This window comes from Paenibacillus kyungheensis (genome assembly GCF_028606985.1).
Lineage (GTDB): Bacteria > Bacillota > Bacilli > Paenibacillales > Paenibacillaceae > Saccharibacillus > Saccharibacillus kyungheensis.
This window is the reverse complement of record NZ_CP117416.1, coordinates 1,785,916-1,811,356: the sequence shown is the minus strand read 5'-3', so window position 1 is coordinate 1,811,356 and position 25,441 is coordinate 1,785,916. Positions and strand designations below refer to the sequence as shown.

30 protein-coding genes are annotated in these 25,441 nt (G+C 40.2%); 3 read left to right on the top strand and 27 right to left on the bottom strand.

Annotation, left to right across the window (positions count from 1 at the left end):
- The first annotated feature begins 191 nt into the window (after positions 1-191).
- Entirely contained in the window at positions 192-689 is a 498-nt protein-coding gene (locus tag PQ456_RS07975; RefSeq protein ID WP_273615639.1) for a YhjD family protein, read from the top strand.
- 359 nt (positions 690-1,048) lie between these two features.
- Here PQ456_RS07975 and PQ456_RS07970 read toward each other — a convergent pair whose 3' ends face one another.
- The 25 genes from PQ456_RS07970 to PQ456_RS07850 form a co-directional block, all read right to left on the bottom strand.
- Positions 1,049-1,300, bottom strand: coding sequence for a hypothetical protein (locus PQ456_RS07970; RefSeq protein WP_273615638.1), 252 nt, complete (start codon positions 1,298-1,300; stop codon positions 1,049-1,051).
- Between the two features lie 135 nt (positions 1,301-1,435).
- A complete protein-coding gene (locus PQ456_RS07965) occupies positions 1,436-1,765 on the bottom strand; it encodes a hypothetical protein (protein WP_069327821.1) in 330 nt (109 codons plus the stop codon).
- Positions 1,766-2,086: 321 nt separating this feature from the next.
- Positions 2,087-2,656: a xanthine phosphoribosyltransferase gene (locus PQ456_RS07960; RefSeq protein WP_273615637.1), complete on the bottom strand. Its 570-nt coding sequence runs from the start codon at positions 2,654-2,656 to the stop codon at positions 2,087-2,089.
- Between the two features lie 80 nt (positions 2,657-2,736).
- Positions 2,737-3,915, bottom strand: coding sequence for a glycosyltransferase family 4 protein (locus tag PQ456_RS07955; RefSeq protein WP_273615636.1), 1,179 nt, complete (start codon positions 3,913-3,915; stop codon positions 2,737-2,739).
- Between the two features lie 102 nt (positions 3,916-4,017).
- The gene (locus tag PQ456_RS07950; RefSeq protein WP_273615635.1) at positions 4,018-4,830 is read right to left on the bottom strand and encodes a Cof-type HAD-IIB family hydrolase; all 813 of its coding nucleotides are present in this window, start codon (positions 4,828-4,830) and stop codon (positions 4,018-4,020) included.
- Between the two features lie 22 nt (positions 4,831-4,852).
- Positions 4,853-5,620 carry a pseudouridine synthase gene (locus PQ456_RS07945; RefSeq protein WP_420540648.1) on the bottom strand — a complete coding sequence of 256 codons (768 nt, stop codon included), beginning with the start codon at positions 5,618-5,620 and terminating at the stop codon, positions 4,853-4,855.
- Positions 5,611-7,266, bottom strand: coding sequence for an RsmF rRNA methyltransferase first C-terminal domain-containing protein (locus PQ456_RS07940; protein WP_273615634.1), 1,656 nt, complete (start codon positions 7,264-7,266; stop codon positions 5,611-5,613). The genes PQ456_RS07945 and PQ456_RS07940 overlap by 10 nt, the downstream gene beginning before the upstream one ends.
- Before the next feature lie 179 nt (positions 7,267-7,445).
- Positions 7,446-7,925 carry a DUF309 domain-containing protein gene (locus PQ456_RS07935; protein WP_273615633.1) on the bottom strand — a complete coding sequence of 160 codons (480 nt, stop codon included), beginning with the start codon at positions 7,923-7,925 and terminating at the stop codon, positions 7,446-7,448.
- Positions 7,909-8,733, bottom strand: a complete 825-nt coding sequence (gene yjbM / locus PQ456_RS07930; protein WP_273615632.1) for a GTP diphosphokinase — start codon at positions 8,731-8,733, stop codon at positions 7,909-7,911. The genes PQ456_RS07935 and yjbM overlap by 17 nt, the downstream gene beginning before the upstream one ends.
- 52 nt (positions 8,734-8,785) lie before the next feature.
- A complete protein-coding gene (locus PQ456_RS07925) occupies positions 8,786-9,880 on the bottom strand; it encodes a quinone-dependent dihydroorotate dehydrogenase (protein WP_273615631.1) in 1,095 nt (364 codons plus the stop codon).
- A 214-nt stretch (positions 9,881-10,094) separates the two neighbouring features.
- Complete coding sequence (locus PQ456_RS07920; protein ID WP_273615630.1) at positions 10,095-11,516, bottom strand: L,D-transpeptidase; 1,422 nt, start codon at positions 11,514-11,516, stop codon at positions 10,095-10,097.
- A gap of 237 nt (positions 11,517-11,753) precedes the next feature.
- The gene (locus PQ456_RS07915; RefSeq protein WP_273615629.1) at positions 11,754-11,996 is read right to left on the bottom strand and encodes a ferredoxin; all 243 of its coding nucleotides are present in this window, start codon (positions 11,994-11,996) and stop codon (positions 11,754-11,756) included.
- A 214-nt stretch (positions 11,997-12,210) separates the two neighbouring features.
- Positions 12,211-13,500: a DNA polymerase IV gene (locus PQ456_RS07910; protein WP_273615628.1), complete on the bottom strand. Its 1,290-nt coding sequence runs from the start codon at positions 13,498-13,500 to the stop codon at positions 12,211-12,213.
- Positions 13,501-13,938: 438 nt separating this feature from the next.
- Positions 13,939-14,148 (bottom strand): Imm26 family immunity protein, encoded by a 210-nt coding sequence (locus PQ456_RS07905; RefSeq protein WP_273615627.1) that lies wholly within the window; start codon positions 14,146-14,148, stop codon positions 13,939-13,941.
- The gene (locus PQ456_RS07900) at positions 14,141-14,647 is read right to left on the bottom strand and encodes a DUF6756 family protein (RefSeq protein ID WP_273615626.1); all 507 of its coding nucleotides are present in this window, start codon (positions 14,645-14,647) and stop codon (positions 14,141-14,143) included. The genes PQ456_RS07905 and PQ456_RS07900 overlap by 8 nt, the downstream gene beginning before the upstream one ends.
- A 14-nt stretch (positions 14,648-14,661) precedes the next feature.
- Entirely contained in the window at positions 14,662-15,108 is a 447-nt protein-coding gene (locus PQ456_RS07895; RefSeq protein ID WP_273615625.1) for a DUF6386 family protein, read from the bottom strand.
- 90 nt (positions 15,109-15,198) lie between these two features.
- The gene (locus PQ456_RS07890) at positions 15,199-15,546 is read right to left on the bottom strand and encodes a hypothetical protein (RefSeq protein ID WP_273615624.1); all 348 of its coding nucleotides are present in this window, start codon (positions 15,544-15,546) and stop codon (positions 15,199-15,201) included.
- 11 nt (positions 15,547-15,557) lie between these two features.
- Positions 15,558-15,935, bottom strand: coding sequence for a hypothetical protein (locus tag PQ456_RS07885; protein ID WP_273615623.1), 378 nt, complete (start codon positions 15,933-15,935; stop codon positions 15,558-15,560).
- A gap of 42 nt (positions 15,936-15,977) precedes the next feature.
- Complete coding sequence (locus tag PQ456_RS07880; protein WP_273615622.1) at positions 15,978-16,355, bottom strand: hypothetical protein; 378 nt, start codon at positions 16,353-16,355, stop codon at positions 15,978-15,980.
- A 37-nt stretch (positions 16,356-16,392) separates the two neighbouring features.
- The gene (locus tag PQ456_RS07875) at positions 16,393-18,039 is read right to left on the bottom strand and encodes a HEAT repeat domain-containing protein (protein ID WP_273615621.1); all 1,647 of its coding nucleotides are present in this window, start codon (positions 18,037-18,039) and stop codon (positions 16,393-16,395) included.
- Positions 18,040-18,066: 27 nt separating this feature from the next.
- Positions 18,067-18,780 (bottom strand): metallophosphoesterase family protein, encoded by a 714-nt coding sequence (locus PQ456_RS07870; RefSeq protein ID WP_273615620.1) that lies wholly within the window; start codon positions 18,778-18,780, stop codon positions 18,067-18,069.
- 34 nt (positions 18,781-18,814) lie between these two features.
- Positions 18,815-19,291 (bottom strand): hypothetical protein, encoded by a 477-nt coding sequence (locus PQ456_RS07865; RefSeq protein ID WP_273615619.1) that lies wholly within the window; start codon positions 19,289-19,291, stop codon positions 18,815-18,817.
- Between the two features lie 13 nt (positions 19,292-19,304).
- Positions 19,305-19,847 carry a hypothetical protein gene (locus tag PQ456_RS07860; RefSeq protein WP_273615618.1) on the bottom strand — a complete coding sequence of 181 codons (543 nt, stop codon included), beginning with the start codon at positions 19,845-19,847 and terminating at the stop codon, positions 19,305-19,307.
- A complete protein-coding gene (locus PQ456_RS07855) occupies positions 19,844-20,299 on the bottom strand; it encodes a hypothetical protein (protein ID WP_273615617.1) in 456 nt (151 codons plus the stop codon). The genes PQ456_RS07860 and PQ456_RS07855 overlap by 4 nt, the downstream gene beginning before the upstream one ends.
- Positions 20,300-20,380: 81 nt before the next feature.
- Entirely contained in the window at positions 20,381-20,941 is a 561-nt protein-coding gene (locus tag PQ456_RS07850; RefSeq protein ID WP_273615616.1) for an Imm50 family immunity protein, read from the bottom strand.
- 186 nt (positions 20,942-21,127) lie between these two features.
- Here PQ456_RS07850 and cimA point away from each other — a divergent pair, with 186 nt between their 5' ends.
- Positions 21,128-22,747 carry a citramalate synthase gene (gene cimA / locus PQ456_RS07845; protein ID WP_273615615.1) on the top strand — a complete coding sequence of 540 codons (1,620 nt, stop codon included), beginning with the start codon at positions 21,128-21,130 and terminating at the stop codon, positions 22,745-22,747.
- Between the two features lie 239 nt (positions 22,748-22,986).
- Positions 22,987-23,559: a M67 family metallopeptidase gene (locus PQ456_RS07840; protein ID WP_273615614.1), complete on the top strand. Its 573-nt coding sequence runs from the start codon at positions 22,987-22,989 to the stop codon at positions 23,557-23,559.
- Positions 23,560-23,586: 27 nt separating this feature from the next.
- On the opposite strand, the gene PQ456_RS07835 is transcribed toward PQ456_RS07840, so the two are convergent.
- Positions 23,587-24,324: an exonuclease domain-containing protein gene (locus tag PQ456_RS07835; RefSeq protein WP_273615613.1), complete on the bottom strand. Its 738-nt coding sequence runs from the start codon at positions 24,322-24,324 to the stop codon at positions 23,587-23,589.
- Complete coding sequence (locus tag PQ456_RS07830; protein WP_420540647.1) at positions 24,321-25,403, bottom strand: DUF294 nucleotidyltransferase-like domain-containing protein; 1,083 nt, start codon at positions 25,401-25,403, stop codon at positions 24,321-24,323. Before PQ456_RS07830 ends, PQ456_RS07835 begins: the two co-directional genes overlap by 4 nt.
- Positions 25,404-25,441 lie beyond the last annotated feature (38 nt).

Sequence of the window (25,441 nt, the reverse complement as noted above, 5' to 3'; positions counted from 1 at the left end):
GCTTTTTCGTTTTCATAGATTAAATTATTAATTGATTATGATATTAATAAGGTGTAATCAAATTATCTATAATTCTGCTAACAGCGAATCATATTTTATTTTGTTCGCCTTTTTTACGAACAAAGTATTGCATCTTTACAAGTTATACCATATAATAAGAACATAAGTTCTTATACTAGGTGGTGATATGAATGGCTGTATTTTTATCCGAAGAAGAACGCTCTCTGGTAAAAAGCTATCTGTTGCTTGTTTATATTCAAAAGAAATTTGATCGTGATGCTAAGTCGTTAGAGGAAAGCAATCAACTACCGTCGGCTGGATTATATATGGAAGTGATTCGTAGCGGTATGGACCGCACTAATCTATTGTTGTCAGAAGTTCGTCGTGATCTACGTAGCCATAATTTGCGATTGTACGAGATTGATCAATCGGCTACTCATATTGAAGCTCAGATTCTTTGCAGTGGTCATCATGGTACTTTTCAATTAGGCATCACCGAGTTTCATCAAGAAGCGAACGAACGGATGCGTGCTTATCTGGGATTGTCTCCTGTTCCGGCTGTTCATACACCTTCGTCTTATGAAGATCAAGGTTCTCCACATCCTGCAACCGTGTCTAACAATACCAAGTTACGCGAACCTTCTCGTTACTCTGGTTATCGTCCTTATCGTACAGGTACTCTTGGTTAATTACAGTTGTTCTAGGGGTTAACAGATAGATATGACCTAGATTCAATCCTAATCATTGTTAGTGAAACCACACATTTCGCTATACTATATTTTCATTCAACTCCTTGAATGGCTTTTATATAATAAAAGCATCTATGATCTGTCTGCTGTTCAGACGATCGATAGATGCTTTTTTTTGTGCAATTGTGTATTACTTCTGTATAGAACTTTGGATCACTCTCTGTATAACTTTAGATCAATTTCTCAAGTTCTTATTTTAATTAGGATCATTTGGGTTATAGATAGATCCTAATCATGATATCGTTTACGTACTATTTAGTCTCACATACATGCTATATAGTATTTACAAGTATAAAGCCTTATTCCTCAGATGCTGGATGTACTGTATCTTCCATTTCATCTAAAGGACTTCGACGCTCTTCTTTGGAAGGTTGGTAGATATAGCTACGGCTTAATTTAACTACATTACGATTTGGGCGACGAATCAATACCTGTTCATCATCCCACGCTACTACAATACCCCGAATATCATTTTCTCGAATATCATCACGAACGACACGGACTTTCTCACCGGATACCCGATATGCATCTAATTCATCATCTGTAATCATTATGTCACCCTCTTTTCTATTGTATTTATGTGTACAAAAAAAGACCTAAATGAAATCCCATTTAGGTCTGATAATTTGTTGAAATGTCTGTAGATTCTAGTTGACTGTAACGACAAAGGATTTTCCTAAAGCGGATTAACGCTGTGCAGGTTCTTTGGTATCATTTTTCTCGAACCAGAAATCAAGCACTTTAGCTGACATCACACGTTGTTCTACATATTCTACTTGATGAGCTGAAAATTCTTGCTCCCAAGCAAAATCCAGGTCTTTACACAATCCTACAATGGTCAATAGTTCTGACCAGGCAACATAGCGTTTATACCAAAAGAACTGAGGATGTTCAATCATATAGGGATACAGGTCATCAAATTCAGTGTGCTTACAATCTAAAGCACGCTCGAAGTGAATTTTTGCATCGGCTAGTTTTTTGATGAAGAACTCTTCAGTAATCGGTTCTTTCCCCATTGGTCTGCCTCCCCTCGATAACATATCTTTATTATAAGACAAATATACCCCATTTGGAAAGAGATTGCTCATATTTTCAACAAAAGGTTAAAGATATTTGTAAATGTAGTGACAGATGTGTCGATCGTTCACTTCATAATCATCTGTTGATTACTATGAGTTGCGTCTATACAACCAAACAAGAATATGGGTTATATTGTAACATATCGGAATCTTCTTTACCGAATATAAGACTTTGTTGCAACAAATTTTATTCAACTAGAAACTAATTGGTGAAATTGTCTATCTACATCATAACTACGTCTATTATACCACTTTGGATCACCCGAATGTAATTTGTCCATCTTGAAGTGAAGTAATTTTGACCAGTGAATCCAGACGAATATTCTGATCACGAATCGCTTGTGCTCCACTTTGGAAACATTTCTCGATCACAATCCCTACTCCTACCAATGTTGCACCGGAACGTTCAATAATTCGAATCATTCCACGCGCCGCATCTCCATTAGCGATAATATCATCAATAAATAAAATGCGATCATTCTCGGTAACGAATTGACGAGATAACATAATATCGGTCACTATCCCTTTGGTAAAGGAAGGCACTCGCTCGATCAACGAATCAGGATCAGCAAGCAAAGTCTTTTTACGGCGTGCAAAAACAAGTGGTACCCCTAATTCAAAAGCCGTTGTAAAAGCGACTGGAATCCCTGAGGACTCAACAGTGACTACTTTGGTCACACCTTCTGTACGATATAAATCTGCAAATTCTTTACCCATACGCATAATCAGTTGTGGATCGACTTGATGATTCAATAATGCATCTAATTTCAGCACATCGTTAGACATAACCGATCCTTCTGCCAAAATACGTTCTTTTAATTCTTCCATTTTCTCCGACCCCCATCACCGGTATTCTTGTGTTGCCTTACTGTAATCATATCATTTATTGTGTGCTAAGATTGGCTTTTCTATTCTGGTTCATTCGGTAATATAGATACGTTCGATACCGACTCTACTGAATTTTCAGGTTGAAATTCAAGGTATAGCTTTTTGAGTTCATTTACAATATGGCTTAATGAATATTGTGTTTTGGCTTTTTCCCAGCCTGTACGCGCCAATTCATACCGATACGAAGGATCATTGATCACTTTCTCTAGCGCATCAGCAAGTAACACTTCATTTTCAGGTGGAACTAATAATCCATTGACACCATCTTCAATCTGCTCGGCAATTCCGCCAATATCTGTCCCTACCAGTGCTAACCAGCACAATGCGGCTTCTGCAAACACAGAACCGAATGCTTCTGCGCGCGAAGGCAGAACAAAGATATCAAAGAAAGGCATAAACTCTTCTGGATGTAATGTATATCCGTAAAAAATCGTTTCTTCATAAATGCCTAACTTTTTCGCCAGGTCTTCAAGATCGGTACGACTCGGGCCATCTCCGATGATATGCAGTACATACGCTTGTCCACGCTGTTTGAGAAGCGCGCAAGCTTCTAGTAAGGTATCTAGCCCTTTAGCAGGCACAAGTCGACATACGGTGATCAGCTGAGCCACTTCATTTTCATGAGCGATTGGCTTGAAACGTTTCTCATCAAATCCATTCGGTAATACTCTAACTTGTTCAGGACGATCTAAAAAAGGTGCTAAGTATTGACGGAACGAATGAGACACCGTCATCAAAATATCTGCTTTATGTTCTAGTTCACGGTACAACGATGTCAAAAATTGATCTTCCAATCCACCACGTTCGATTTTACCATTCAAAATCAGCTCACGTTCATAACTGGAGTGAATCGTCTGTACCAGTGGTGTATCCGGGAATACTTCTTTCATCACCATACCGACCAGTGGATGATGAGAGTGAATCAGATCGTACGGTTTATTCAATCGCATTTTCGCCCACCAGCGATAATCTTTATACGTCTGAATATACTTTTGTACGATAGGGCTTGCACTATAGATCGTCCAGTCAAACGTTTCAAAAACCACGTCTTCTTTTCCTTTATTACGAATCCGTTTGGGCAAAGAAAATAATTCCATCTCCCAGCGTGCAGAACTGAACCGTTCCTGCAAATAAGGGATCATGGACGATACGCCCCCTGGCTGTTCAGGAGGAAAAAACAAAGCTTGCAACAATCTCAAAATTGTTCCTCCTTCCTGTATGCTGATAATTATTGATTGTACCATGTATTGAAGTCAACCAACACAATAAAACCGCTCAAAATATCGAGCGGTTTGGTAAATTTAAGCAGATATCAGTCCATGCTTGACTAGAACGTGATGAATCCCATCTTCGTTGTTAGATAACGTGACCTCATCTGCCGCCGCTTTGACTTCCATTGGAGAATTGTCCATAGCGACTCCGAGTCCAGCATACGTAATCATTGATAGATCATTGAAATAGTTACCAATAGCTATCACTTCGGAAGGAGCAATCCCTTTACTTTCAGCCAGTGCTTGCAGTGAAGCACCTTTAGAAGATTGAGGATGCATCAGATCAACAAAAAACTCTCCACTGCGTAGCATATTGAACTCTGGATTCCACGTACTCCATTCTGCATACGCTTGATCTAACTGCTCAATCGAAGCAAAAGCACTTAGCTTGAGCACAGGTTCTGTAAATTCGCTCCATGGTGGCAACACTTGAGGTGTCATCAGAAAGTTATCATACATTTTGCCAGCATCTGCTTGTAATTGATCTATAGAATCCACGTATAAGCCAAACGCAGTATTGATATCAAAATGGATATGATGTTGCTGACAGTACTGGATATATGGATCAAGCCCTTGCGCAGCTAACGGAAATTGATGCACAATCTCTCGCGTACCTGCATGGACAGTTGCTGCCCCATTGTGGACAATCACATAACCATCCTCGTGTAATCCTAACTGTTCCATGTACGGAATCGAGTTAATTGGTGTTCGACCTGTGCAAAATACGATCTCTACCCCTTGCGCGGCGACTTGCTTGATCGATGCTGCGGTCTGTGGCGAAATCTCATGCTGATCATTTAAAAGAGTTCCATCCATATCGAGTGCAATTAAACGGTATGTCATTGTTCACCTGTCCTTACATTTATTATTCAGTTCCTCGCCCAATCTGAACCAGTTCTTCAGCAGTCAATTCGCGGTATTCTCCAGTTGGCAAAGTTGGATCTAGTTGCAAAGCACCCATAGAGACACGCTTGAGGAAGGTTACTTTTTTGCCCACAGATTCAAACATTCGTTTTACTTGATGGAATTTGCCTTCCGATATGGTGAGACGAATCTGGGACATGGTTCCTTCTGGACTTGGTGTATGATTAAGAATTTGTAATTCAGCCGGTAATGTTACATATCCGTCTTCTAGCGTAACGCCTTTACTAAATTGAACGATATCCTCTTCAGTCACTTCTCCGAGTACATCGGCTTCGTATGTTTTGGGTACATGTTTGCGTGGTGATAACAGTTCATGTGCTAATCGACCATCGTTGGTGATGAGTAGCAATCCTTCGGTGTCTTTATCCAACCGACCTACAGGGAACGGTTCAAATACCTGATATTCGATATCCAATAAATCCACCACCGTAGAGTCATGACGATCTTCAGTAGCTGAGATTACCCCTTGCGGTTTGTTCATCAGCAAATAAATATATTCCCGGTAATTCACCTGTTCTCCGTCAAATTCTAGCTTTTCTTGATAAGGGTCGATCTGTAGTCCGCTGTCTTTGATAACTTCATCATTGACTTTGATTCGTCCTTGCTTGGCTGCACGTTTGAGTTCGCTTCGTGTACCGTAACCTAGATTTCCTAATATTTTATCGACACGTTGTTTTTTGACTGTTTTCTTCATAACCTTTATGTCCATCTCCATCCTGCTGGGTATTCATTTTTAAGCATACCATCTAGCCATTTGCCCCATCCGACGGAATAACCGTCTATACATACCAGTACGTATCCTTTGGGCAAAGTATCTGCATTCCGTTCTACTCGCTCGGCATCTATCGTTAACGTTTCCCCTTTTAAATAAGAAATCGCTTCGGCTGAATGAGATTGCAGTTGAATACAGCGCTTCGCTTCTACAGGTTGCAATGCGGTAGCAAGCGCATGCGATGGGGTGAAACGTCCATTCTTTATCGTACCTACAAACCAACCCGGGCGTACTACTTTAAGACCTTTGAGTTGCTCTTCTGTAATCGGCGATTGATAGATACGTCCACCGAAATGAATCCAGTTTTGCGACCATTCCAATTGTAGTTCACGTGCAGTAAATTCTTCGATCACTTCAATCATAGATAAAGATTCATGCTGATCGGCAGATGAAGCTTTGCTATCCAAACGACGTTCTTTGCCTTTTTTACCTGAACGGCGGTCGCTTTTCCAATCTTGTTGATCTTTAGCAGATTGGCGTTTATCTGCACGTTTGGGTTTGTCAGTGTACGCTTTGGAAAATGTAGATGATTGTGTTACTTGTATCAAATGATTCTCTTCCAACTCTTCCGTTACTCCCTGATGATCCAGTACACAGATATAATGACCTTCTCCTTCAATACGGTGAGGCCATAGTCTAGCGCTTTTGGCAGTCTGTTCTAGTGAAGCTGTTGAGACCGATTGATACGGAGTATCGCTATCAACATCTAAAGCTGTTCCGCTCAATACTGAGGTTCCTACTTGTAATTCCTGTTCTACTTGATGTGCCCAATCGCTATGACCGGTTGCAAAATGTTCTGCTTGTCGCGGTGTAGTCACTTGAAAGTCAGCATGCTGATCTAGAAATACAGCGATACTGCGCTCATTTTCTTCTGGAGCAAATGTACAGGTAGAGTATACGATGCGTCCGCCCGGGGCTAGCATTTTGGCGACAATATTCAGAATATCTTGTTGCATAATCGCACAGCGTTCGACTGAATGATTCGCCCATTGGCGTGCCATATCTTCATCTTTGCGGAACATACCTTCACCTGAACAAGGAGCATCGACTAATATTTTATTAAAAAATCCTGCAAACTGCTCTGCGATATGCTCTGGCGTTTCATTCAATACGACTGCGTTACGTACACCGTATAATTCCATATTTTTAGCAAGTGCTTTGGTACGATCTGCGCTGATATCATTGGTGACCAATATTCCTTGACCACGTAGAGCCGCTGCAATCTGTGTAGACTTGCCTCCAGGCGCCGCACATAGATCAAGTACCCGATCACCAGGTTGTACGTCTAACGCTTCTACAGGAGCCATCGCACTAGGTTCTTGAATATAATAAAGTCCTGCATGGTAATAAGGATGTTTGCCCGGGCGTGTGCCTTCTTCTACATAATATCCGGTAGGACACCATGGGATCGAACGCAACGCAAATGGCGTTATATGTTGAAAATCCTGATCGGTGATTTTGAGTGTATTGATGCGTATACCTGCATGGGGAGATTCTTGATAGCTGTCTATAAAAGACTGGAATTCATCACCGAGCAAATCTTGCATCCGCTGCACAAATAGCGGCGGGAGTTGCAAAGCCATAATTGGTCGTTCTCCTTTAATTGGGGTGGTTAATAGATACACTTGTCTGAATCGATCCAGACAAACGTCATTTTATTTTACCATAGTTTAAAGCTACTCATAGCAAAAAGCTTGCCATTACGGCAAGCTTGATGTGTATTTAATGTGATTATTTTGCCAAGCGCTTATTTTGCCAAGCGCTAGAGTTCTTTTGATTTGGGACCTCGTTCGTAGCCCATGCGCATCGGTAGATTCGGTTGAATAGTCTGATACGCTTGAGCTACTTCTTTTTGTAATAACGGATCAGTGATCTCGATATTAAGGTCATAGAAATCAAAAGGTCGTTCTTGATAATGTTCTAGTCGCTCGATATACAATCTCACATCTGCCATTAGCTTTTCCATATTTATCCCTAGTGCATGATGTTGATAAGGCAGTAACTTACGATAACTGCTTTTCATCATCTTGATCGCACCAGCGATTTTGTTATACGTATGATTCACTGTTCCATTACGGAAGTGAAATAGGGCTACTGCAATTTGTAGCAATCCTTGATATACCGGTTCTCGCTCTTTTTCCAGCCACAACTCTTCCAGCACTTCATGACATTCAAAGTAATCACGATCCCGATTAAAGTAGACCAGATACGCTACATACAGTGGCTCAAAATTGGCTTTCATCTTCTTCTCCACTTACTTTGACAGACTCTGCTCGAAGCATGGCTTTGATATCGCTGGATAATTCTTTGAGCCCTTCAAAGTCATGTTCTTGCCATAATTCATCAAATCGCCTGCGGAAGTCGATCGCTTCTACAATCAGATGGAAAAAATATAGCTTATGGATATCGGTCAGAATCCGATGGACGATACTGGAATCGTCTTCGAAGCTCTTCTGTGCTGATAAAATGTCTTCACGAATACTGGACATTTCATTATCAAGCACCATCGCTGCTTCCGCAGCCGTTTTGAGTCGGCTCCGAATATCATCAGGTAGACTATTGTGGTATTTATAATTTAAAGAGTGTTCAATCGTTGCCCAGAAATTCATAGCCAGTGTACGAATCTGAATTTCAGCAAGCACCATTTTTTGTCCAAAAGCGGTCTGTACCGGATATTCAGCAATCATATGGAAGCTACGGTATCCGCTATCTTTGAAATTAGTAATATAATCTTTCTCGTATAACACTGTTAAATCTTTGCGAGAACGTACATACTGGGCAACCCAACGAATATCTTCTACAAATTGGCACATGATACGGATGCCAGCGATATCCTCGATTCCAGTTTCAAGCTGATCCATCGGTACGTCTAGACGTTTGGCTTTATCCAGAATACTCGATATCTTTTTGACACGACCGGTTACAAATTCAATCGGTGCATACTCCTGACGTTTTTTCAGTTCTGCACGCATTGTTTTGAACTTGACCTTTAATTCTTCAACCGCTTGCTCATAGGGAAGCAAGAATAATCCCCAGTCTCTTCCGTCCATCTTCATGCCTCCTCAGTCTATGACCTCTTCCTTGAGTCGAGGGTATATTGGATTAATGATGATCTGCTCCCACTGCCTGGGAAATGTGTGTGAATCCGTCACGCAGCATACGCTCCCGGATATCCATATGTATCTTCCGGGTCACTTCCGGTCCTTCATAGATAAATGAAGTATAGATTTCGACCAGACTTGAACCTGCTCTAATTTTCTCATAAGCATCCTGTCCCGAAAAAATTCCTCCACAACCGATAATAGGCAGTTTACCTTCTGTTTGACGATAGACTTGAGAAATAATCTCTGTCGATCTCTTGGTGAGTGGTCTACCACTTAATCCACCAGCTTCACTTGCATGCTGATGAGTTAATCCATCGCGGGATAATGTGGTATTGGTAGCAATCAGTCCCGCTACTCCACTTGCAGCGATCGTATCGACCATATGTTCAAGTTCATTATCATTGACATCCGGTGCAATTTTGACCAGTACAGATTTGGAAATGCCATTTTGCTTCGCCTGGCGCTTCATTTCACCCATTACCAGTCTAAGCAAATCTTTCAATTCATCACCATGTTGCAAGTTACGCAGATCAGGTGTGTTAGGTGAACTGATATTCACTACAAAAAAATCAGCGTATCGATACAATGTGCGAATACAAGTCTCATAATCGCTAGCTGCATCCGCATTTGCAGTGACTTTATTTTTACCGATATTGACTGCTATAGGAATAGGTCTAGAAGATAACGAACGTAATCTTCCCGCCATAGCAGCTGCCCCTTCATTATTGAAGCCCATTCGATTCACAAGCGCTCCATCTGAAGGCAAACGAAACAAACGTGGCAATTCATTACCGGATTGTGCTTTGGGCGTTACTGTTCCGACTTCCATAAATCCAAAGCCTGACGCAGACAATCCTGGAACTGCCTGAGCATTTTTGTCGAGTCCTGCTGCAAGACCAACAGGACTCGGAAATGAAAGTCCAAACAATTCAGTCGTCATATCGGGTGTACTTTTCACTCCATACATCGACTTCATCGCAGCTAATGTGCCTGGTATACGCACCCCCGCGCCCAGACCTCCAATAACCATGTGATGTGCTTTTTCCGGATCCATCCGAAATAACATAGGTTTGAAAACATTGCGGTAAAGCAAGTTACATTCACTCCGTTCCTGGCATTTGCAAAAAGCCTTTATGCATGATTTTGCAGGAATTATTATCTATTAACCTGTAAAATCATTCTCTATACCAGTTTATCCTTTTCGGGGACAAAAGAAAAGCGCTCTTCTCATTTGAAAAGAGCGTCCACTGTGTACATAAACTCAAACGGTATATAATGAATCAATCCAGTCGCTACAAGGAACGATCCTAATTTAACCAGTGATAATGACGTGAAGGATCTGTCTGATCTTGTGTACGTTTTGTCTGGAATCGCACAGAGGGAACAGAAGTGTCTCCTGGCAATACATTACTGGCAATGGTTACTTTTGTTCCTAACGGAATCATATCAAATAATTCCTCCACATCGGCTTGATCCATCCGCACGCATCCTAATGATTCATCTTGACCTACACTATCAGGATCATTGGTACCATGAATAGCATAATTCGTATCCGATAACTGCATACCCCGACTGCCAAATTCTCCATCAGCTTTGCCATTTGGATTCATCACTTTAATTGATACTTGGAAAGTACCCTCGGGCGTTTTACTTCCACCAAGCCCTACTTCATAGTTACGTAAAATAATCGATCCACTAACTATAGCTAAACGATGCTTTTGTTTATCGACAATCACTTCAAGTGGTTTTGTAAAATAAGGATGATTCCCGAGTGTAGATGAGAATGCTTCGTCTCCGATTGTATTGCCGCTATCGTCAGTACTTTGACTGCCACTGCTCTGTAGCTTCTTTAAAGCGGTAAACGTCTGGTTCATCGTATCCGAATTACCTGCTAACCAATTGCCTGGAAAAGGCGCTTCCAACTGATTCATTTGCTCTGGAAGATTTCCTTTGGCAGTTATATAATTGATCATCGCTGTTCTCATTACAACCAACTGCTCTTGTTGCTGTACCCAAGCCGCCGATTCATTTGGATAATGATCCAACTCTCCGGGTTTACACTGACATGCTTTGGGATCATACGATTGAAGATCGATCTGTCCGGGCTGATCGGTGGCTGCCATCGTATACAAGACAGGCATATTCGGTGTCCATAATAGCCAATCGTCTTGCTTTTCCATACCTAATACTGCTGCAACTTGTGGGGCTGTTTTTAACATTTGTTGTCGCATATATTTAGAAACGGCAGACAATGAAGCATTGGTATTGTTTAGCGAAGCTTCTGCTGTAAAGCTAAGTGGAGCCGAGTATCCTTTGAACGTATCTGCTGGTTTCTTTTTTGAAGTAGCTGATGCTACTTTGGTCGGTGGCTTGGTGATATGTTGAGAAGAACGATCTGCAAGCGTCTGATCTGTAGCATGAGGAGCTTCTACAGAACGCAACGTGATTAAAAACAGTAATAATATAGCAAACACACTGTATCGCCAACGACGAATTTTGCGATCTCTTTTTTCAGCCATTTCCATAAGCTTGGCTTCGTAATCTTTCAAAATATCCGCAGGCACTTTACTATGTTCAAAAGCTTCATATACATCTCCAGCTTTGTTGTAACAGTAATTAGCTTTACCCATTTGTCCATCGGATTCATATTCTTTGCCAAGCAAGTACCAGCCCATTCTGTTGTTGGGGTGCATTTTCACATAACGCTTTAGATAGAGTAGATTTTTCATTTATTACCTCCAGCATGGACACTACGCTCCAATAGTCTATATTGTCTCTATAGTATGTACAGTTTAGGGATAGCTATTTTATATTTAAAATATAATGCAATACTATGTATATCGGCTAATCTGTGTATTTCTTCAAGTTACTTCAAAATGAGATTATAAAAGGCGTTGAGAGACACATTTCGTCTCTGCAACGCCTTTTATCGGACCATGTACTTCTATTCAGTACACTAGTAAAACTTATTCAGCTTGAGCGAAAGGCTCATCAGCAATTTTAATTGAATCTGTAGGGCAACCGTCACAAGCATCTTGCAAATCATCAAACATATCGTCTGGAATTGCCATAATACCGCGGTTAGCGTCACCTTCATAAATCACTTCAGCCAAACCTTCATCATCATAATCATAAATGTCTGGAGCTGTTGCTCCACAAGCACCACAAGCGATACATGTATCTTTGTCAACCCAACTATATTTCCCCATCTTTATATATGCCTCCTATCGTTACTTACCAGTTGTCTTTTTTTAAGAACTGACACCAGTGTACATATACTCACAATATAATATAAAAGATATATTATTTCAAATGAATAACCAACAATTACCAGTACACAAATTGTAACACACCTGTACTACGAATCCAATTATTGATTAAAATTTAAACAATATAGATCAATATTGAATCATTAGTTACTGATTATTCTTCCATGCCCGGCAAAATCATACCATCTTTTTGCAATGAAGTACCTCTAATTTTGTGATTACGAATCAGGACTGAAGGATCATTGCCTAACATACCTGCTGTTAGTATCGCACTTTCACCAAATTTATCGCGTAACTTATCCATTACTTCATTTAACTGCTCTTTGACTGGCTGACGATTATAATCAAACAAGTCCATTTGCAAAGCAGCTTCTTCTTTGGGCTGCAAATTCTGAAGAGCCACTCCTAATAATCGAACAGGCGCACGATCTTCCCAATGACGATCATATAGTGCACAAGCTTCACGATACACTTCATCCGCCGTTTCTGTAGGAACAGCTAGTGACTTGGAGCGAGTGATTGTTTTCATATCAGGTGTGCGAATCGTAATCTGAATCGTCTGAGCGATTAATTTCTGACGACGCAATCGGCGACATACTTGATCGCTTAGATTAAGCATCACTCTTCTAATATCGTCACGATCTTGAATATCAGCAGGCAATGTTGTAGTATGCCCTATCGACTTACTGACTTCCCGATCAATCTCTACAGGCGAATGATCTATACCATTTGCCGCTTGCTTGAGCCAGCTTCCCATTACACCAAATCTAGCTGTTAATCTAGCTTCATCTGCTGCTGCAAGTTGCCCTATCGTGCGAATGCCCATATCTACTAATTTGGCAGATGTTTTCCCGCCGATTCCAAACAATTGTCCGCATGGCTTATCCCATAATAACTTGGGCATATCTCGTATACGCAATATCGAAATACCTTTAGGTTTTTTCATATCTGAAGCCATTTTTGCTAGTAATTTATTAGGCGCAATTCCTATCGAACAAGGTAAATGTAACTCTTCCCAGATCCGTTGTTGCAACTGTTCCGCAATCTGAGGTGGTGTGCCAAATTGACTTGAACCTGTGATATCCAAGTAGCATTCATCAATTGACGTTGCTTGCAACATCGGTGTGTAACTATACGCAATATTCATGAATGCCATTGAGTATTGTTTGTATAAATAAAAGTCAGGCGAAATTAAGATCAGATTCGGACATTTCTGCAATGCTTCTCTAACCAACATGCCTGTTTTCACGCCACGCTTTCTCGCTTCGTAAGAAGAAGTAACCACAATTCCTTTGCGCAGTTCAACACTACCTGCGACAGCTGTGGGCTTGCCTTGATATTTTTCCGGTTCTTCTGCTGTATGAACAGAACAATAAAAAGCATTCATATCTACATGCAAAATGACTCTTCCTTTGGCAGGGTAGTAATTGGCATGGTGCCTCAAGCTGATCATCCTCCTTGCCTGTGCAGTCTTTACCCTATGGATTATGCTCTATCAGCCGAATCGCCTACAATAGATATCGTATGATTCTATTATATCGTATCTGTTTCATTTAGCCTATGATATGACGCAAAAATAAGTACAAATGTTCGGATTTATTGAAATAGACATTGGGATATGGAGAGTTATGTGGATCATTTCAAATCTTTATTCTACTTGGAGATCATGCTAATTCGTGGTTAACGCAATATTACAATTGGCGGAATTGGTTCGATGAGATATTAGATGCTGAAGTTGTATTACAAGAAGTCGCAATGGCGTCTGACGGATCAAAATCGTTATTTGAATATGCATCTTCTTTTGCGATAAGTCGGGAAAAGGACTTACTATTCTGAGATACACGTCTGTCAGATTGTGCAGAAGAATACCCGATCTATACTGTTAATACAGATCACTGGAATCATCAGACGACCTGTCGTTATGTTGCTCACTGCGATAGACTTGATCCTCTCGGATACAGAGTACACCAAATGAAAATACCTTTTTAAATCGGTCATACAGAGCACTAATAACCTGACAAATCCCCAAGCGATTGTCTTTCATTGGAATGACCAAAATATCGCCTGCTTTATATTTTGCTTTTTCAAACATCGTCTAGCTCCTTTTTGCGCTTCTGAATACGTCCACTTATTGGTTCACCTGTGCCGATGATGACTTCATGATGAGTCTCACATAATAACCATTGTAGCTTTTTGGAGACGATATAATATTCAGTCGTTCCTGTTTGTTCAATTATCCATTGAATCGCATCTACATAAGCTTCATACACCCAATATTGTTTACCACTATAAAAGCGTTCAGGAGCGAGAAACCAGACTTGTTCGGTGCGATCAATCAGTTTAGCAATCTCTCGGTACCCTTCTGTTCCTACCTGATAACTTACATGCGGTTCTTGCAAATGATTGTATCCTCGCATTAATGCAGATTCGCTTCCTGCATGTGAAGACGTGATAAACGTTTGTGTGATTGTTGAAAGTATAGATGACCACTGCATTTTACCTACTTCGTGAAAGCGAGGGGCTGGAATACGATAGTGTTGTACGAGGCGTTCTATTTCATCCCTTGTACTAGCATAATGTTGACCAGACATATATACTGACCTCCTTATCCAATACGAATCAAATCTTCAAACTGATTGTTAGCGATTGCCTGTTCAGTTCGTAACACAGCAAATTCAATATTTTGCTGTGTTCGTCCTATTTTCAAATGATATATGCCTGGTTCAACCGTTATATATTGTCCACTGTCCCCATCTTCTGGTTCTAGCTCGCCCCCTGTCACATTTTCTGCTGCTCCTGCATATAATTGACCCGAAGGAACATTGATCCATAATTGAACTACGGGTTGTTCGATCTCTTCTACCTGTTGCATAGTATACAATCCATCTGCGCCTACATTAAGAAAAGCAATATTCCCTAGATTCACTTCTAACAATTCATCTTCAGGAATAGACCACCAATCTGATGTGTCTTCCAATCGATGCTTGAGTGCCTGCAGATCATAAATACAAAGTGTTGCTGTATCTGTCATCACTTTAATTTGGTTAGGCATTGGATCGTTCCTCCTTAATTATACTCATTTCATCATGTACACATCTGATCCTGATTACAATCTCATCTCTTCCAGTACTCTTATGATCATTTACAATTCAATCCACTGATCTTCTGTAGAAATAATTGTTTGGATGGTATCAATCATTCGCCGTACAGGTGCATCATGGCGATGAAATAAACAATAAATATACACTTCGCCTTCAGCTATAGATTCGATTGCTAGATCAGCCTGCTCCACTTGAATCTGTGCTACATGTGGCCAATCTGTATAAGAAGGATCTGTGATAACCAATCCATCGTCTACCTGCTCAATCACCATATCACCCAGATCTAACGTAACCAAAGCTTGGCTCAACTGCTCGATTAACTGCCTGGCTTGCTGTTCTTTACTTATGCCATCTTCTTCTATACATTGAATACCGTATTCCCAACCCACGATGACTCACCTCATAAATTCCCGAAAATAATAATCTCATCTGCCCATTCTAATTGAATCTCTAACCAGGTAACCAGCGAGCGGATAAATGCTTTGAGCTCACGATCTTTGGTCTGATAAGCTTTCATTTCTGCTAATATATTGGTCCAGAGTGCTTTGGCTATCGGATTAAAACCAGAGGTATCAAAGTAACCATACCGATCATTAGTCACTGGATCAACAATAGGATAATGCTTTTTCAAATAAGGAATCAAATAATCAAAATCACCGGCATAAATAAACACAGAATCGGCTTGAATCTGATCCCACTTCTCACCATAACGTGCAGGCAATAATTCATATCCTAGTAGTCCATCAGTTTTACTATGCTTATACGTAATCGTTCTCATTTGTTCATCCTCATTTCTTATTGAATGACATCTGTTCACAATTTAAGTTTGATTCGAAGATAGAAATGGATACATATACGACTTCATGATTTCGTTGGCTTGTTCTTGAGACGGTGGCTGTACATAAGGTTGTTCTTGTTCCAACCGTTTTACTTTTTGTTGAACAAATGCTTCGTTCACCAGTGACGTTTTATTGTAAAAAGAAGCTTCAATCTCAGCCATATCGCTTACTTTCATCATTTTATAAAGTAGACTATTGAGCGAATCGCTACCAGCATACAATAATGAATCTGTTTCCTCACAAGAAAATTTCAAGTACAACATCGCTTTTTGAAAAGCAATAATCTCGGCTTGATTCACTTCTATCGCTCGTAAGCGTCCATCCCGATGATCATTTTGTTCTCTAAGAAATTCATTCATTTTGTAATCCTCCACTCTTGTTGCCTTTTACCATCAATTACTTGCTATCCAGTTGAATAATCCATTCCAGTGTCCGATGCTTACCTTGATCCAATACACTCTTACTTTGCTCTAAATAGCATAAAATCTGTTTTTTCATTTCAATAGAAAGTTCTGCTCGAAATTGAGAATTTGCTTTGGTGATCCAACCGTCTAGTAGATGATTCACTGTATGCTCTACTATTCTATGCTCGGTTTGGACTAATATCCGCAATAAACTATCTAGACTTTGCCAAGAGTCAAAAGCAAACAGAATACGAAGAGCATTGCGCGAAATATGGGACAATGGACAATTTAGCACCAGTTGGATCAATCGTTCTCGATCTAACATATACGTGTATTGGATAAGCGTCTGTTTCGCTATTTTGGATATGCCAGGTTGCGAATCTACTAAAGCTTGAGAGAAAACATCCATATAAGCGGTAGGCTTTAATTTACCCAAAGCTGTCAACACAGCTTTACGTACTTTAATCTGTGTATGATCTTTGTATTCAGCTATAACTTCAGCATCTTCTGCTGTCCCCGTCTCTCCTAATCCAGCGATTGCGACAGCTAGAGACGACTCATTTCCATTCCATATCTGATCCAAATAATATTCGACATAGGGTATTGGGTTGATTTTGGGCAAATGACGACGTGCTGTCTCGCGAATCGTCAGATTATGACTCATCAGACCATCAATTAACGCAGTCTCGGCTTGCATTGGAAAATGATAACTTAGTATATCCAGTGCCAGACGACGCAAAGCCGGGAAATGATCGGCTAACATCATATACACGATATCTAGCCATTGATTCGATATCTTCTCAGACGAATCTTTATCGACTTCGATCGCTTGATCAATTTGACGAGCAGCCCATAGACGAATGACTAAAGCGTGATCTTGTAAAGCAGAAGTGAATAAAGCATATCGATCTGCCGCTTCTGTTTTCAACATCATGTTGTAGCAAAATTGACGAATATAGACATCTGTCGAATGCATATAATGTTCCAAAGCAGGCCGAGCTTCAGGTTGCGCAATAAGCTGTTGAATCTGTGTATTCAACAATTCATGATGCTCTTTGCCACGCCCTACTAATCGCTGTACTAACCAGATCGACTGAATAAAGTATTCGGTATTGCGGATATGTATTTTTTGTTTCAATGCACGATAAGCTTTGAATCGAATAGGAGATACCCAATCATTTAATCGAATCAGCAACCATGGAATTTCTGATCCATTTTGAAATTGGCTTAATCGTTGTACTGCCACTTCACGCACATATCCATCCCAATGAAAGCTAGCCATAATGATCTGAATAGGATGAATATCGTTAGACCAATGCAATACTGTCTCTGGTCGAAGCTCAATCCATGCTTTGCCACGTTGTTGATAATGAAAAGGTAGTATTTCGCGACAGCGTTCACTTAACCAGATCAATTCACTCACAGGGCATTTTAGTAACAAATCACTAATTGCATTTTCAGCAGCCATCACGATGTCAGCTCGTTCTGAAAATAAAAAAGATTTGAGATACGGAATAGCAGCTAACTGTCCACTTTCTTTAATTTGTACAAGGAGGTCGACCGATTCTTGCTCATACAATTGATCTAATAAATACTCTACATGAATAGACATACGCCTACTCTTTTTGATGCCACTCATACATTCACCTTCCTATTTTTCTGCGTTCTATGTTTGAGTCTGATGTTCAGAAATTATAAAAAGATCGTGATACAACAATCTCTGACGATCCGGTAATTGTACATCTTGATGAAAATGACCAAAGTACCATTGATCATAATCTAGTCGATTCTGGATCAATTGAAAATATTTATGCATCTCATCAGCAACCACTTCTGTTGAATACTTTTGTTGTATCCATGCTAGACTTTGAGCGGTACAGGTATGAGTGATCACAATATCCACTTTCCAGTGATGTTTTTCCAGATTGGATAGCCCTAACTGGTATTCTTCATCATCCGGCATTTCACGAGCCCACCATGACTTTCCTTCGCGTCGAAATGCTTTATCATGTGAAGCGGCTCCTCCAAACGTAAAAAAAGTTAATCCTTCTATCTCATAGACTTGTCCGCGCATGAGGTGTAATACACTGTCATTGATTCGATGCACTAATCCGCCTTGCCATAATTCAGTAGGATATTGTTCTAACAGATCGAAATTTTCGTGATTTCCATCAATAAATACTGTTGTAAACGGTTTTTTCTGATCTAACCATTTCAACCAGTATTGATCTTCTTTGTCTCCGTTCCATATCAATCCAAAGTCACCTGCTACGATCACAATATCTTGTTTACTTAAATGTTTTTGCTCTGGGAAATTCCGAGTATTAAAACGTGTATTCACACTATGAGTACCATGAATATCACCAGTGATATAGATCATCGTAGCAAGCTCCTTTCATTACATGATTATCAGCTTATATATGGTCAACAGTACACTGATCCAATTGTACCCATAAGTTCTGTTCATCGTACCCGCTCACTTTACCTGCTATTACAATCCCTATTCCAAGCGGAAGTCCATCAATCTGTTCAGGTAACATCGCTCGATCTGCAATAGCATACGTATGCTCATCTAACTGAATAATACATCCTTGCGGATAGAACATGCGTAATACTCCTGTTACTGAATCACCGGGTAGATACCGTTGTTTGTAATAATCCCACTGTTTGCGATATTTGGAGATCGCTGATTCCCAGGCAATTTCAAATTCAACCACACCGATCTTTTCATCAGATTCGTATTCAACTTCTGTTTCAGCGAGCATAAAATCAGGAGCAATAGACACTTTGGAATCTGTGTCTGTCACTACAATTTGGCGATAAGCAATCTGTTGATCATCCACTTCAAAATAATATATTTCGTCTTCAAAAAATGATTTGATATACTCCACAAATCTATCCTCCTTATTCCAAGTACTCCATGCAGTCCTGTAACGTATTTTGCATATCTGGATCAGTCGTGTGACGTGAGATATTTTCAAATACAGGTAGAGCTTGCTTTAGAAGGAGATAACTGTAGACATAATAATTGAAAAAGACTTCTGAATCATATCCACGTGGTTCTTCATTTTCCCACTCTAATTCATCGTCTTGATCATCTTGATCCCAAAGATACACTTCTTCTAATAAAAGAGGCATCGGCTCCAATGTCTGCTCCGTATCTTCCAACTGTTCATGTTCAGAAAGAGCTTCTATCACTCCTGCATACAAATCGATCTCTACTACACTGACTTCATCTGGCGATTGAAGAGATAATTCTTTTAGTAAAAAGAATAGTATCCATGGGGTGACCTGCCATAATGTCAATTGATGTTCTACGATATTGGACAGACCACTATAATTTCTTTTAGTGATCATTTGAGGGACTTCTGTAGCTCTCCCATAAGGCGTAGTGATCCGATTCCATGGAATGTCTTGAATCGTTAATTGATCCAAAGAAACTGTCATTTGACCTCTCCTTTCTCCATTTGCTTCATCTGTGTATAGAATTGTAGATATTTGTGATCAAATCCTTGAAAAGCACGTGCTCCCCCGAATTGATGCGCTTGTTCAAACCATGTATATGCGTCAGACGTAGCACCTGTTTCATAACAGGTTATACCGACATTAATTTTGGCTGAAGTATGTCTGGGATTATCTTTTACCGCTTCTACAGCAATCAGCGCCCATTGGTGAGCCTTTTGATAATCTTGGCGATCCATATAGATGCTCATTTTACAAGAAGCAATCCATTCAGTAAGATCCCAATGCGCTATAGGCTCTGGAAGCAACTCCCAAGCCTCTGTATATTTGTCTAACGCTTGCTCCCATTTGTGATCTTGATGCAACCGATTTCCTTGTTCTACAATAAACACAATTTGATCAGATAGCGGTTGATTATAATCTTCTAAATTAGGCACATTTCAGCCTCCTTTATACCTTACCTATCAATATTCATTTGAAGTTCTTCATCTTAAATCTGCTGTCACTTTCAACTCAACTTATGATTTGAATTCGGCTTTGATTCCTCCACAGAAGAAACTTCCTGACATCCCTTGTGCAGCTTCAATATCAACCACCATTAATGTCTCATCATAACGAAAATCCATTTCAGCGATTTCATTTTTTTCTACATCCGGTGCAGAAAATTCAATCTCTGTCGCTTCTAAAAACGTAAGCTTGATTGTATGATCTGCAAAAGGTTCTGCCAATTGAACATCTAACTCTACCTGATCTTTGCCAATATGATGATCGGTAATGATTCCATGTTCAAAATCAGGGAAATGACCCAATGTTGCAATAATATCTTTGCTACCTACAATCGATACCGTTGGAGAAAATGCCAATTGAATCACAATTTGGTCGCCCCATTCTAGCGGCTCATCTGTTGAAATGTATAATTGAATATGATCTGCTGTTAATTCACGTACACTTGCCACAACATAATCACCCGCAGATACCATCACTACATCGTGTGGATCAAAAGGTAGTGGTTGTTCAGACGTATAATAAAGTGTGAATACCTTGTTATTTTGTTCAACTTTTTGAATATGTAATTGCATGTTGTAATGCCTCCTAGTAAACTAAATAAAATCAAAATTATCGTATCCCTTACATGAGTCAGGTGATATAATAATAAATTATACTAAAAAACAATGCTTTATTGACACCCCACTTCACAAATGATTAACGAAACACTAAAAAACAAGTATTCATTTTTTTGCACAAATGAAGGAGGACTCCCCATTATGTCAAAGTCCATATCGATTTTCGACACTACGCTTCGTGATGGTACTCAAGGTGAAGGGATCAGCTTGTCTGCAGATGACAAACTCAAAATTGCCAAAAAACTTGATGAGCTTGGTGTTCATTATATTGAAGGCGGTATTCCAGGCAGTAATGGTAAAGACATCGAGTTTTTCAAACGAGTACAAACACTTGGACTGAACGCCAAAATCACAGCATTTGGTAGTACACGTCGCAAGGGGAGTATTGCCCATCAGGACGATAATCTCAAACGGATGATCGAATCAGGTGCACAAGCGGCTACATTGGTCGGCAAATCATGGGATTTCCATGTGCATACTGCACTTCAGACGACACTCGAAGAGAATCTAGCGATGATTGCAGACTCGATCTCCTACATGAAGCAACAAGGCATGGAACTGATTTTTGATGCCGAGCATTTTTTTGATGGATACAAAAACAATCCTGAATATGCTGTATCCGTATTGCGCACCGCGCGTGAAGCTGGTGCTGATTGGTTGACTATGTGCGATACCAATGGTGGTACACTTCCTCATGAAATTTATGAAATCGTATCCAGATTAAATCTTGAACTAGGCGGCGCTCCTCTAGGAATTCATACACATAACGATTGCGAACTAGCTGTAGCTAATACATTAAGCGCTGTTCAAGCCGGAGCAAGACAAATTCAGGGTACGATGAATGGATATGGTGAGCGTTGTGGTAATGCTAATCTGTGTTCGATCTTACCAACATTACAGTTGAAAATGGATTACACCTGCATCAGCAATGATCAATTGTCTCAACTTACCAACACCGCACGATATGTCAGTGAAATTGCGAATGTGCATATGCCTGTGAATCAGCCTTATGTAGGTAATGCTGCATTTGCTCACAAAGGTGGCATTCATGTTTCCGCTATTTTGCGTGATTCTAGAACGTATGAGCATATCGAACCTGAGAAAATCGGTAACAAACAACGTATTCTCGTCTCTGAATTAGCAGGACAAAGCAATATCCTTTCCAAAGCAAAAGAAATGGATCTAATCCTTGATCCTGAAAATGAAAATACCAAACAAATCATCGGTAAAATCAAAGATCTGGAACATCAAGGATATCAATTTGAAGGTGCAGATGCTTCTCTTGAATTGCTGTTGCGTGAAGCTAATGGTGAGATCAAAGAGTTATTTGTTTTTGAATCTTTCAAAATGTTAGTTGAAAAAAATGCGGGGTCTGCTGTTGTGTCTGAAGCTTTTGTCAAACTCAGAATCGGCGGAGAAAGTATCTATACAGCCGCAGAAGGTAATGGACCTGTGAATGCACTGGATAATGCACTTCGTAAAGCTTTGGTTGAACATTATCCGAATTTGCGTGAAATGCATCTATCCGATTATAAAGTTCGTGTATTGGATGAAGCAGACGCAACCGCTTCTAAAGTTCGTGTATTGATCGAGTCGCAGAATTTGAGCAACACATGGAGTACGGTCGGCGTATCTGCTAACGTTATCGAAGCCAGTTGGGAAGCATTGGTAGACAGTATTCGTTATGCATTGATTGGTCAAGCTTTACCGGATCAGAATGTCTCGAATGGCCCTTCTGTTCATGGGATCGTTAATCATTAATGATGAATATACGTATCTTCAAGATAACTTTGCACTGTAATGCTTCATAGCGTTACTCTGTATCTGAGATGGGTATAGTGTATAGCAAAAATAAGGTTCTGGATCGTATACCTTTTGAAGGTATGCTTCTAGAACCTTATTTTATGAATCATTCCACAGATAATTACAATATCTATCATAATAAAAAAAGTGACTCTCCTGATTGCATGGAGAGTCTAATAAAGAGAGGGGTAAATACAATGGCAGACCTACTGTGCACAGATAGGGACACTAACATCTTCATTCGTCCAACAGCCCTAAAGCTACTGACCGACCATATGAGCAGTTCCCTATCTTCAGAAGTCTGCGGGGTATTGCTCGGTAGAAAAGCAGCGGGAGGTATGCGCATCGAATCCTATCGGAAGCTACGCAACGTTGCACCTAACCCGCTGCACCACTTCCTTTTTGACCCTATTGAATGGGTTCAATGTTGTTATCAAGAGACTAACATGATCGGCATTTTTCATTCCCATCCATCGTCTGCTCCTACACCTTCTTCAACTGATCTTATACAATTACAGCAATTTGGTGCTTTAACCCCTATTTATCTAATTGGATCATCTACTAATTTATCAGATCAACCACAATGGCTGGATAATACATGGCTTGCAATCTCAGATCAAGATCATGTACACCAAGATTATCAACATACCTACGATACGCAATCTTTTGCTGTAGCAGGTTATCAAGTAATCACGAATAATCTAGCAGATGGAACTACATTAGATGCACCTTTGTATACATTACAATCTTCCATTTTAAAATTGGTTTAGATCATACCAACTTTTTTGAAATCAATCTTAAAAATTACTCAAATAAGCATACAAATCTTCAAGTGTATCCACCTGTTTGTGACGCATTAGACGAAGATACTCTCCCCACAATGATGCCGTCATTTTGGCATCTTCTAGTGCATGATGGCGAAGGGTAATTGGAATCCGTGCTTCTTCCAATAATTCATCTAATCCGTAACTACCAAGTGAAGGTTTAAGCCATTTACCAATCATCATGGTATCCAGTATCCGATGTGTTAATTGAATTTTGGATGTTTTCCACAATGCTGCATTCAGAAATGCTTTATCATGACCTGTACCATGAGCGATCAATACCGATCTCCCGACAAAAGCCATAAAATCATGCAAACCATCTATCAACGATGGTGCTCCTTCAATCATTTCCTGGGTAATACCGGTAAGTTCTGTAATATTCTCAGGTACATTTGTTTTGGCATTGACCAAAGTATAAAAGTGTTCGTCTGTCACTTGGTCACCGATCATTTTGACCGCTCCGAAAGACAATATTTCATCTCCATGTTGCGCATGAAATCCCGTCGTCTCCAAATCGAAAACGACGGTTTCTAGCTTGTTCAGTGGCATATACAATACTTCAGGGCGACGCTGTTCACGAGAAAGAGATCTTATAAATGCCATTTGCTGTGCAGAAGGTGCACCGAATACGGAAGCAATAGCAGATGGAACCCCACCACTACGCAGACTTCTCCAAAAACCATTGTTCGCTGTTTTCACTGTCTCTTTCATAAGCGTCTCCTTTCTAAAAAGCGTAATTGCCGTTGAAGCACACGATGTGCTTTTTTAACCGTTCCCAGACTATCTCGAAGCTCATGAAAAAACGGTCGTTGTTTCCAATCTTTTTGGGGCATAAATCCAGTACTGATATACAATCCATCGACTATTTGTACAGGCGTTGAATTACGCATACGAAGTGCTGTCAAGAAAGCTTCTTGCATCATTTCAAGCAATGATAACGTAGCCGCTTCTAATTGAATTAATCGCTCTAATCGCTTCAATGTAGACGATTCATAGATACCATGCTGTAACGCCAGATAACGTGATGCATTCACCAGTGGAATATAAATACCATATTTCACATCAAAATCACCTGCATGTTCTCCAAATCGTTCTGCGACCACCTGACCTAATACATTAAGTGTAGCTTTGTGACGAACCGTATTACGAAGTACCGCCGCAGGCAACTGTGGTGTTTCTTTCACACCGCTATATAATGTATCTAACCATGCCGCTGAAAGTTCTGCATCGCCTGCCATATGACGCATATCTGAAGCGATAATCCAATTGCGAACAGGTTCCCAGCTCAGATCATTACGCCAACTATTCAATTGCGTACGCCAATCGGTTAGTGTTTTGCGCCACATCGGTTCAGAGCACATGACTTTACCCTGACATTTCTCATACCCTATAGCTTCTAATATATCGGCAAGTACAATTCCGAATTGCTTAAAATAAGTCTCTTTGCCCTCATGAGGTTCATCACTTATGATCAATCCGTTATCTTGATCACTCCACAATGTGGATTCTAATCTCCCTGCGCTACCGAAAACAATAAAAGAATATGCAACAGGAGGCGGACCGTAGCCCGCCTCACTCAATTGTTTTTCACAAATGATAACTGCCTGTTGCATCACATGATCGTGCATCTCATTGACCTGCTTCACCCATTGGCGTGTATCGCTATCAGGCAAAGCTTGATACAATTCGGTCTGCATCGATATGCGCTTTTCTTTCAATAATTGCGGAGTATCAGCATCGGCAAGATCGCGCAAGGGAAGATCAAAAGAATGTTCATTCATCAGCTTCATCCCCTACTGCTCTTTCTTCATGATGTTGGAGAAAAGAG

Excerpts from the sequence above, each read along its gene's own strand:
- PQ456_RS07945 (WP_420540648.1), bottom strand. The coding sequence starts at position 5,620 with ATGGACATAAAGGTTATGAAGAAAACAGTCAAAAAACAACGTGTCGAT.
- PQ456_RS07895 (WP_273615625.1), bottom strand. The coding sequence starts at position 15,108 with ATGCCTAACCAAATTAAAGTGATGACAGATACAGCAACACTTTGTATT.
- PQ456_RS07840 (WP_273615614.1), top strand. The coding sequence starts at position 22,987 with ATGGCAGACCTACTGTGCACAGATAGGGACACTAACATCTTCATTCGT.
- PQ456_RS07850 (WP_273615616.1), bottom strand. The coding sequence starts at position 20,941 with ATGCAATTACATATTCAAAAAGTTGAACAAAATAACAAGGTATTCACA.
- PQ456_RS07950 (WP_273615635.1), bottom strand. The coding sequence starts at position 4,830 with ATGACATACCGTTTAATTGCACTCGATATGGATGGAACTCTTTTAAAT.
- PQ456_RS07870 (WP_273615620.1), bottom strand. The coding sequence starts at position 18,780 with ATGATCTATATCACTGGTGATATTCATGGTACTCATAGTGTGAATACA.
- PQ456_RS07940 (WP_273615634.1), bottom strand. The coding sequence starts at position 7,266 with ATGGCTTTGCAACTCCCGCCGCTATTTGTGCAGCGGATGCAAGATTTG.
- PQ456_RS07970 (WP_273615638.1), bottom strand. The coding sequence starts at position 1,300 with ATGATTACAGATGATGAATTAGATGCATATCGGGTATCCGGTGAGAAA.
- PQ456_RS07880 (WP_273615622.1), bottom strand. The coding sequence starts at position 16,355 with ATGAATGAATTTCTTAGAGAACAAAATGATCATCGGGATGGACGCTTA.
- PQ456_RS07920 (WP_273615630.1), bottom strand. The coding sequence starts at position 11,516 with ATGAAAAATCTACTCTATCTAAAGCGTTATGTGAAAATGCACCCCAAC.
- cimA (WP_273615615.1), top strand. The coding sequence starts at position 21,128 with ATGTCAAAGTCCATATCGATTTTCGACACTACGCTTCGTGATGGTACT.
- PQ456_RS07915 (WP_273615629.1), bottom strand. The coding sequence starts at position 11,996 with ATGGGGAAATATAGTTGGGTTGACAAAGATACATGTATCGCTTGTGGT.
- PQ456_RS07900 (WP_273615626.1), bottom strand. The coding sequence starts at position 14,647 with ATGTCTGGTCAACATTATGCTAGTACAAGGGATGAAATAGAACGCCTC.
- PQ456_RS07875 (WP_273615621.1), bottom strand. The coding sequence starts at position 18,039 with ATGAGTGGCATCAAAAAGAGTAGGCGTATGTCTATTCATGTAGAGTAT.
- PQ456_RS07830 (WP_420540647.1), bottom strand. The coding sequence starts at position 25,403 with ATGAAGCTGATGAATGAACATTCTTTTGATCTTCCCTTGCGCGATCTT.
- yjbM (WP_273615632.1), bottom strand. The coding sequence starts at position 8,733 with ATGGACGGAAGAGACTGGGGATTATTCTTGCTTCCCTATGAGCAAGCG.
- PQ456_RS07885 (WP_273615623.1), bottom strand. The coding sequence starts at position 15,935 with ATGAGAACGATTACGTATAAGCATAGTAAAACTGATGGACTACTAGGA.
- PQ456_RS07835 (WP_273615613.1), bottom strand. The coding sequence starts at position 24,324 with ATGAAAGAGACAGTGAAAACAGCGAACAATGGTTTTTGGAGAAGTCTG.
- PQ456_RS07960 (WP_273615637.1), bottom strand. The coding sequence starts at position 2,656 with ATGGAAGAATTAAAAGAACGTATTTTGGCAGAAGGATCGGTTATGTCT.
- PQ456_RS07905 (WP_273615627.1), bottom strand. The coding sequence starts at position 14,148 with ATGTTTGAAAAAGCAAAATATAAAGCAGGCGATATTTTGGTCATTCCA.
- PQ456_RS07860 (WP_273615618.1), bottom strand. The coding sequence starts at position 19,847 with ATGACAGTTTCTTTGGATCAATTAACGATTCAAGACATTCCATGGAAT.
- PQ456_RS07965 (WP_069327821.1), bottom strand. The coding sequence starts at position 1,765 with ATGGGGAAAGAACCGATTACTGAAGAGTTCTTCATCAAAAAACTAGCC.
- PQ456_RS07975 (WP_273615639.1), top strand. The coding sequence starts at position 192 with ATGGCTGTATTTTTATCCGAAGAAGAACGCTCTCTGGTAAAAAGCTAT.
- PQ456_RS07935 (WP_273615633.1), bottom strand. The coding sequence starts at position 7,925 with ATGAAAGCCAATTTTGAGCCACTGTATGTAGCGTATCTGGTCTACTTT.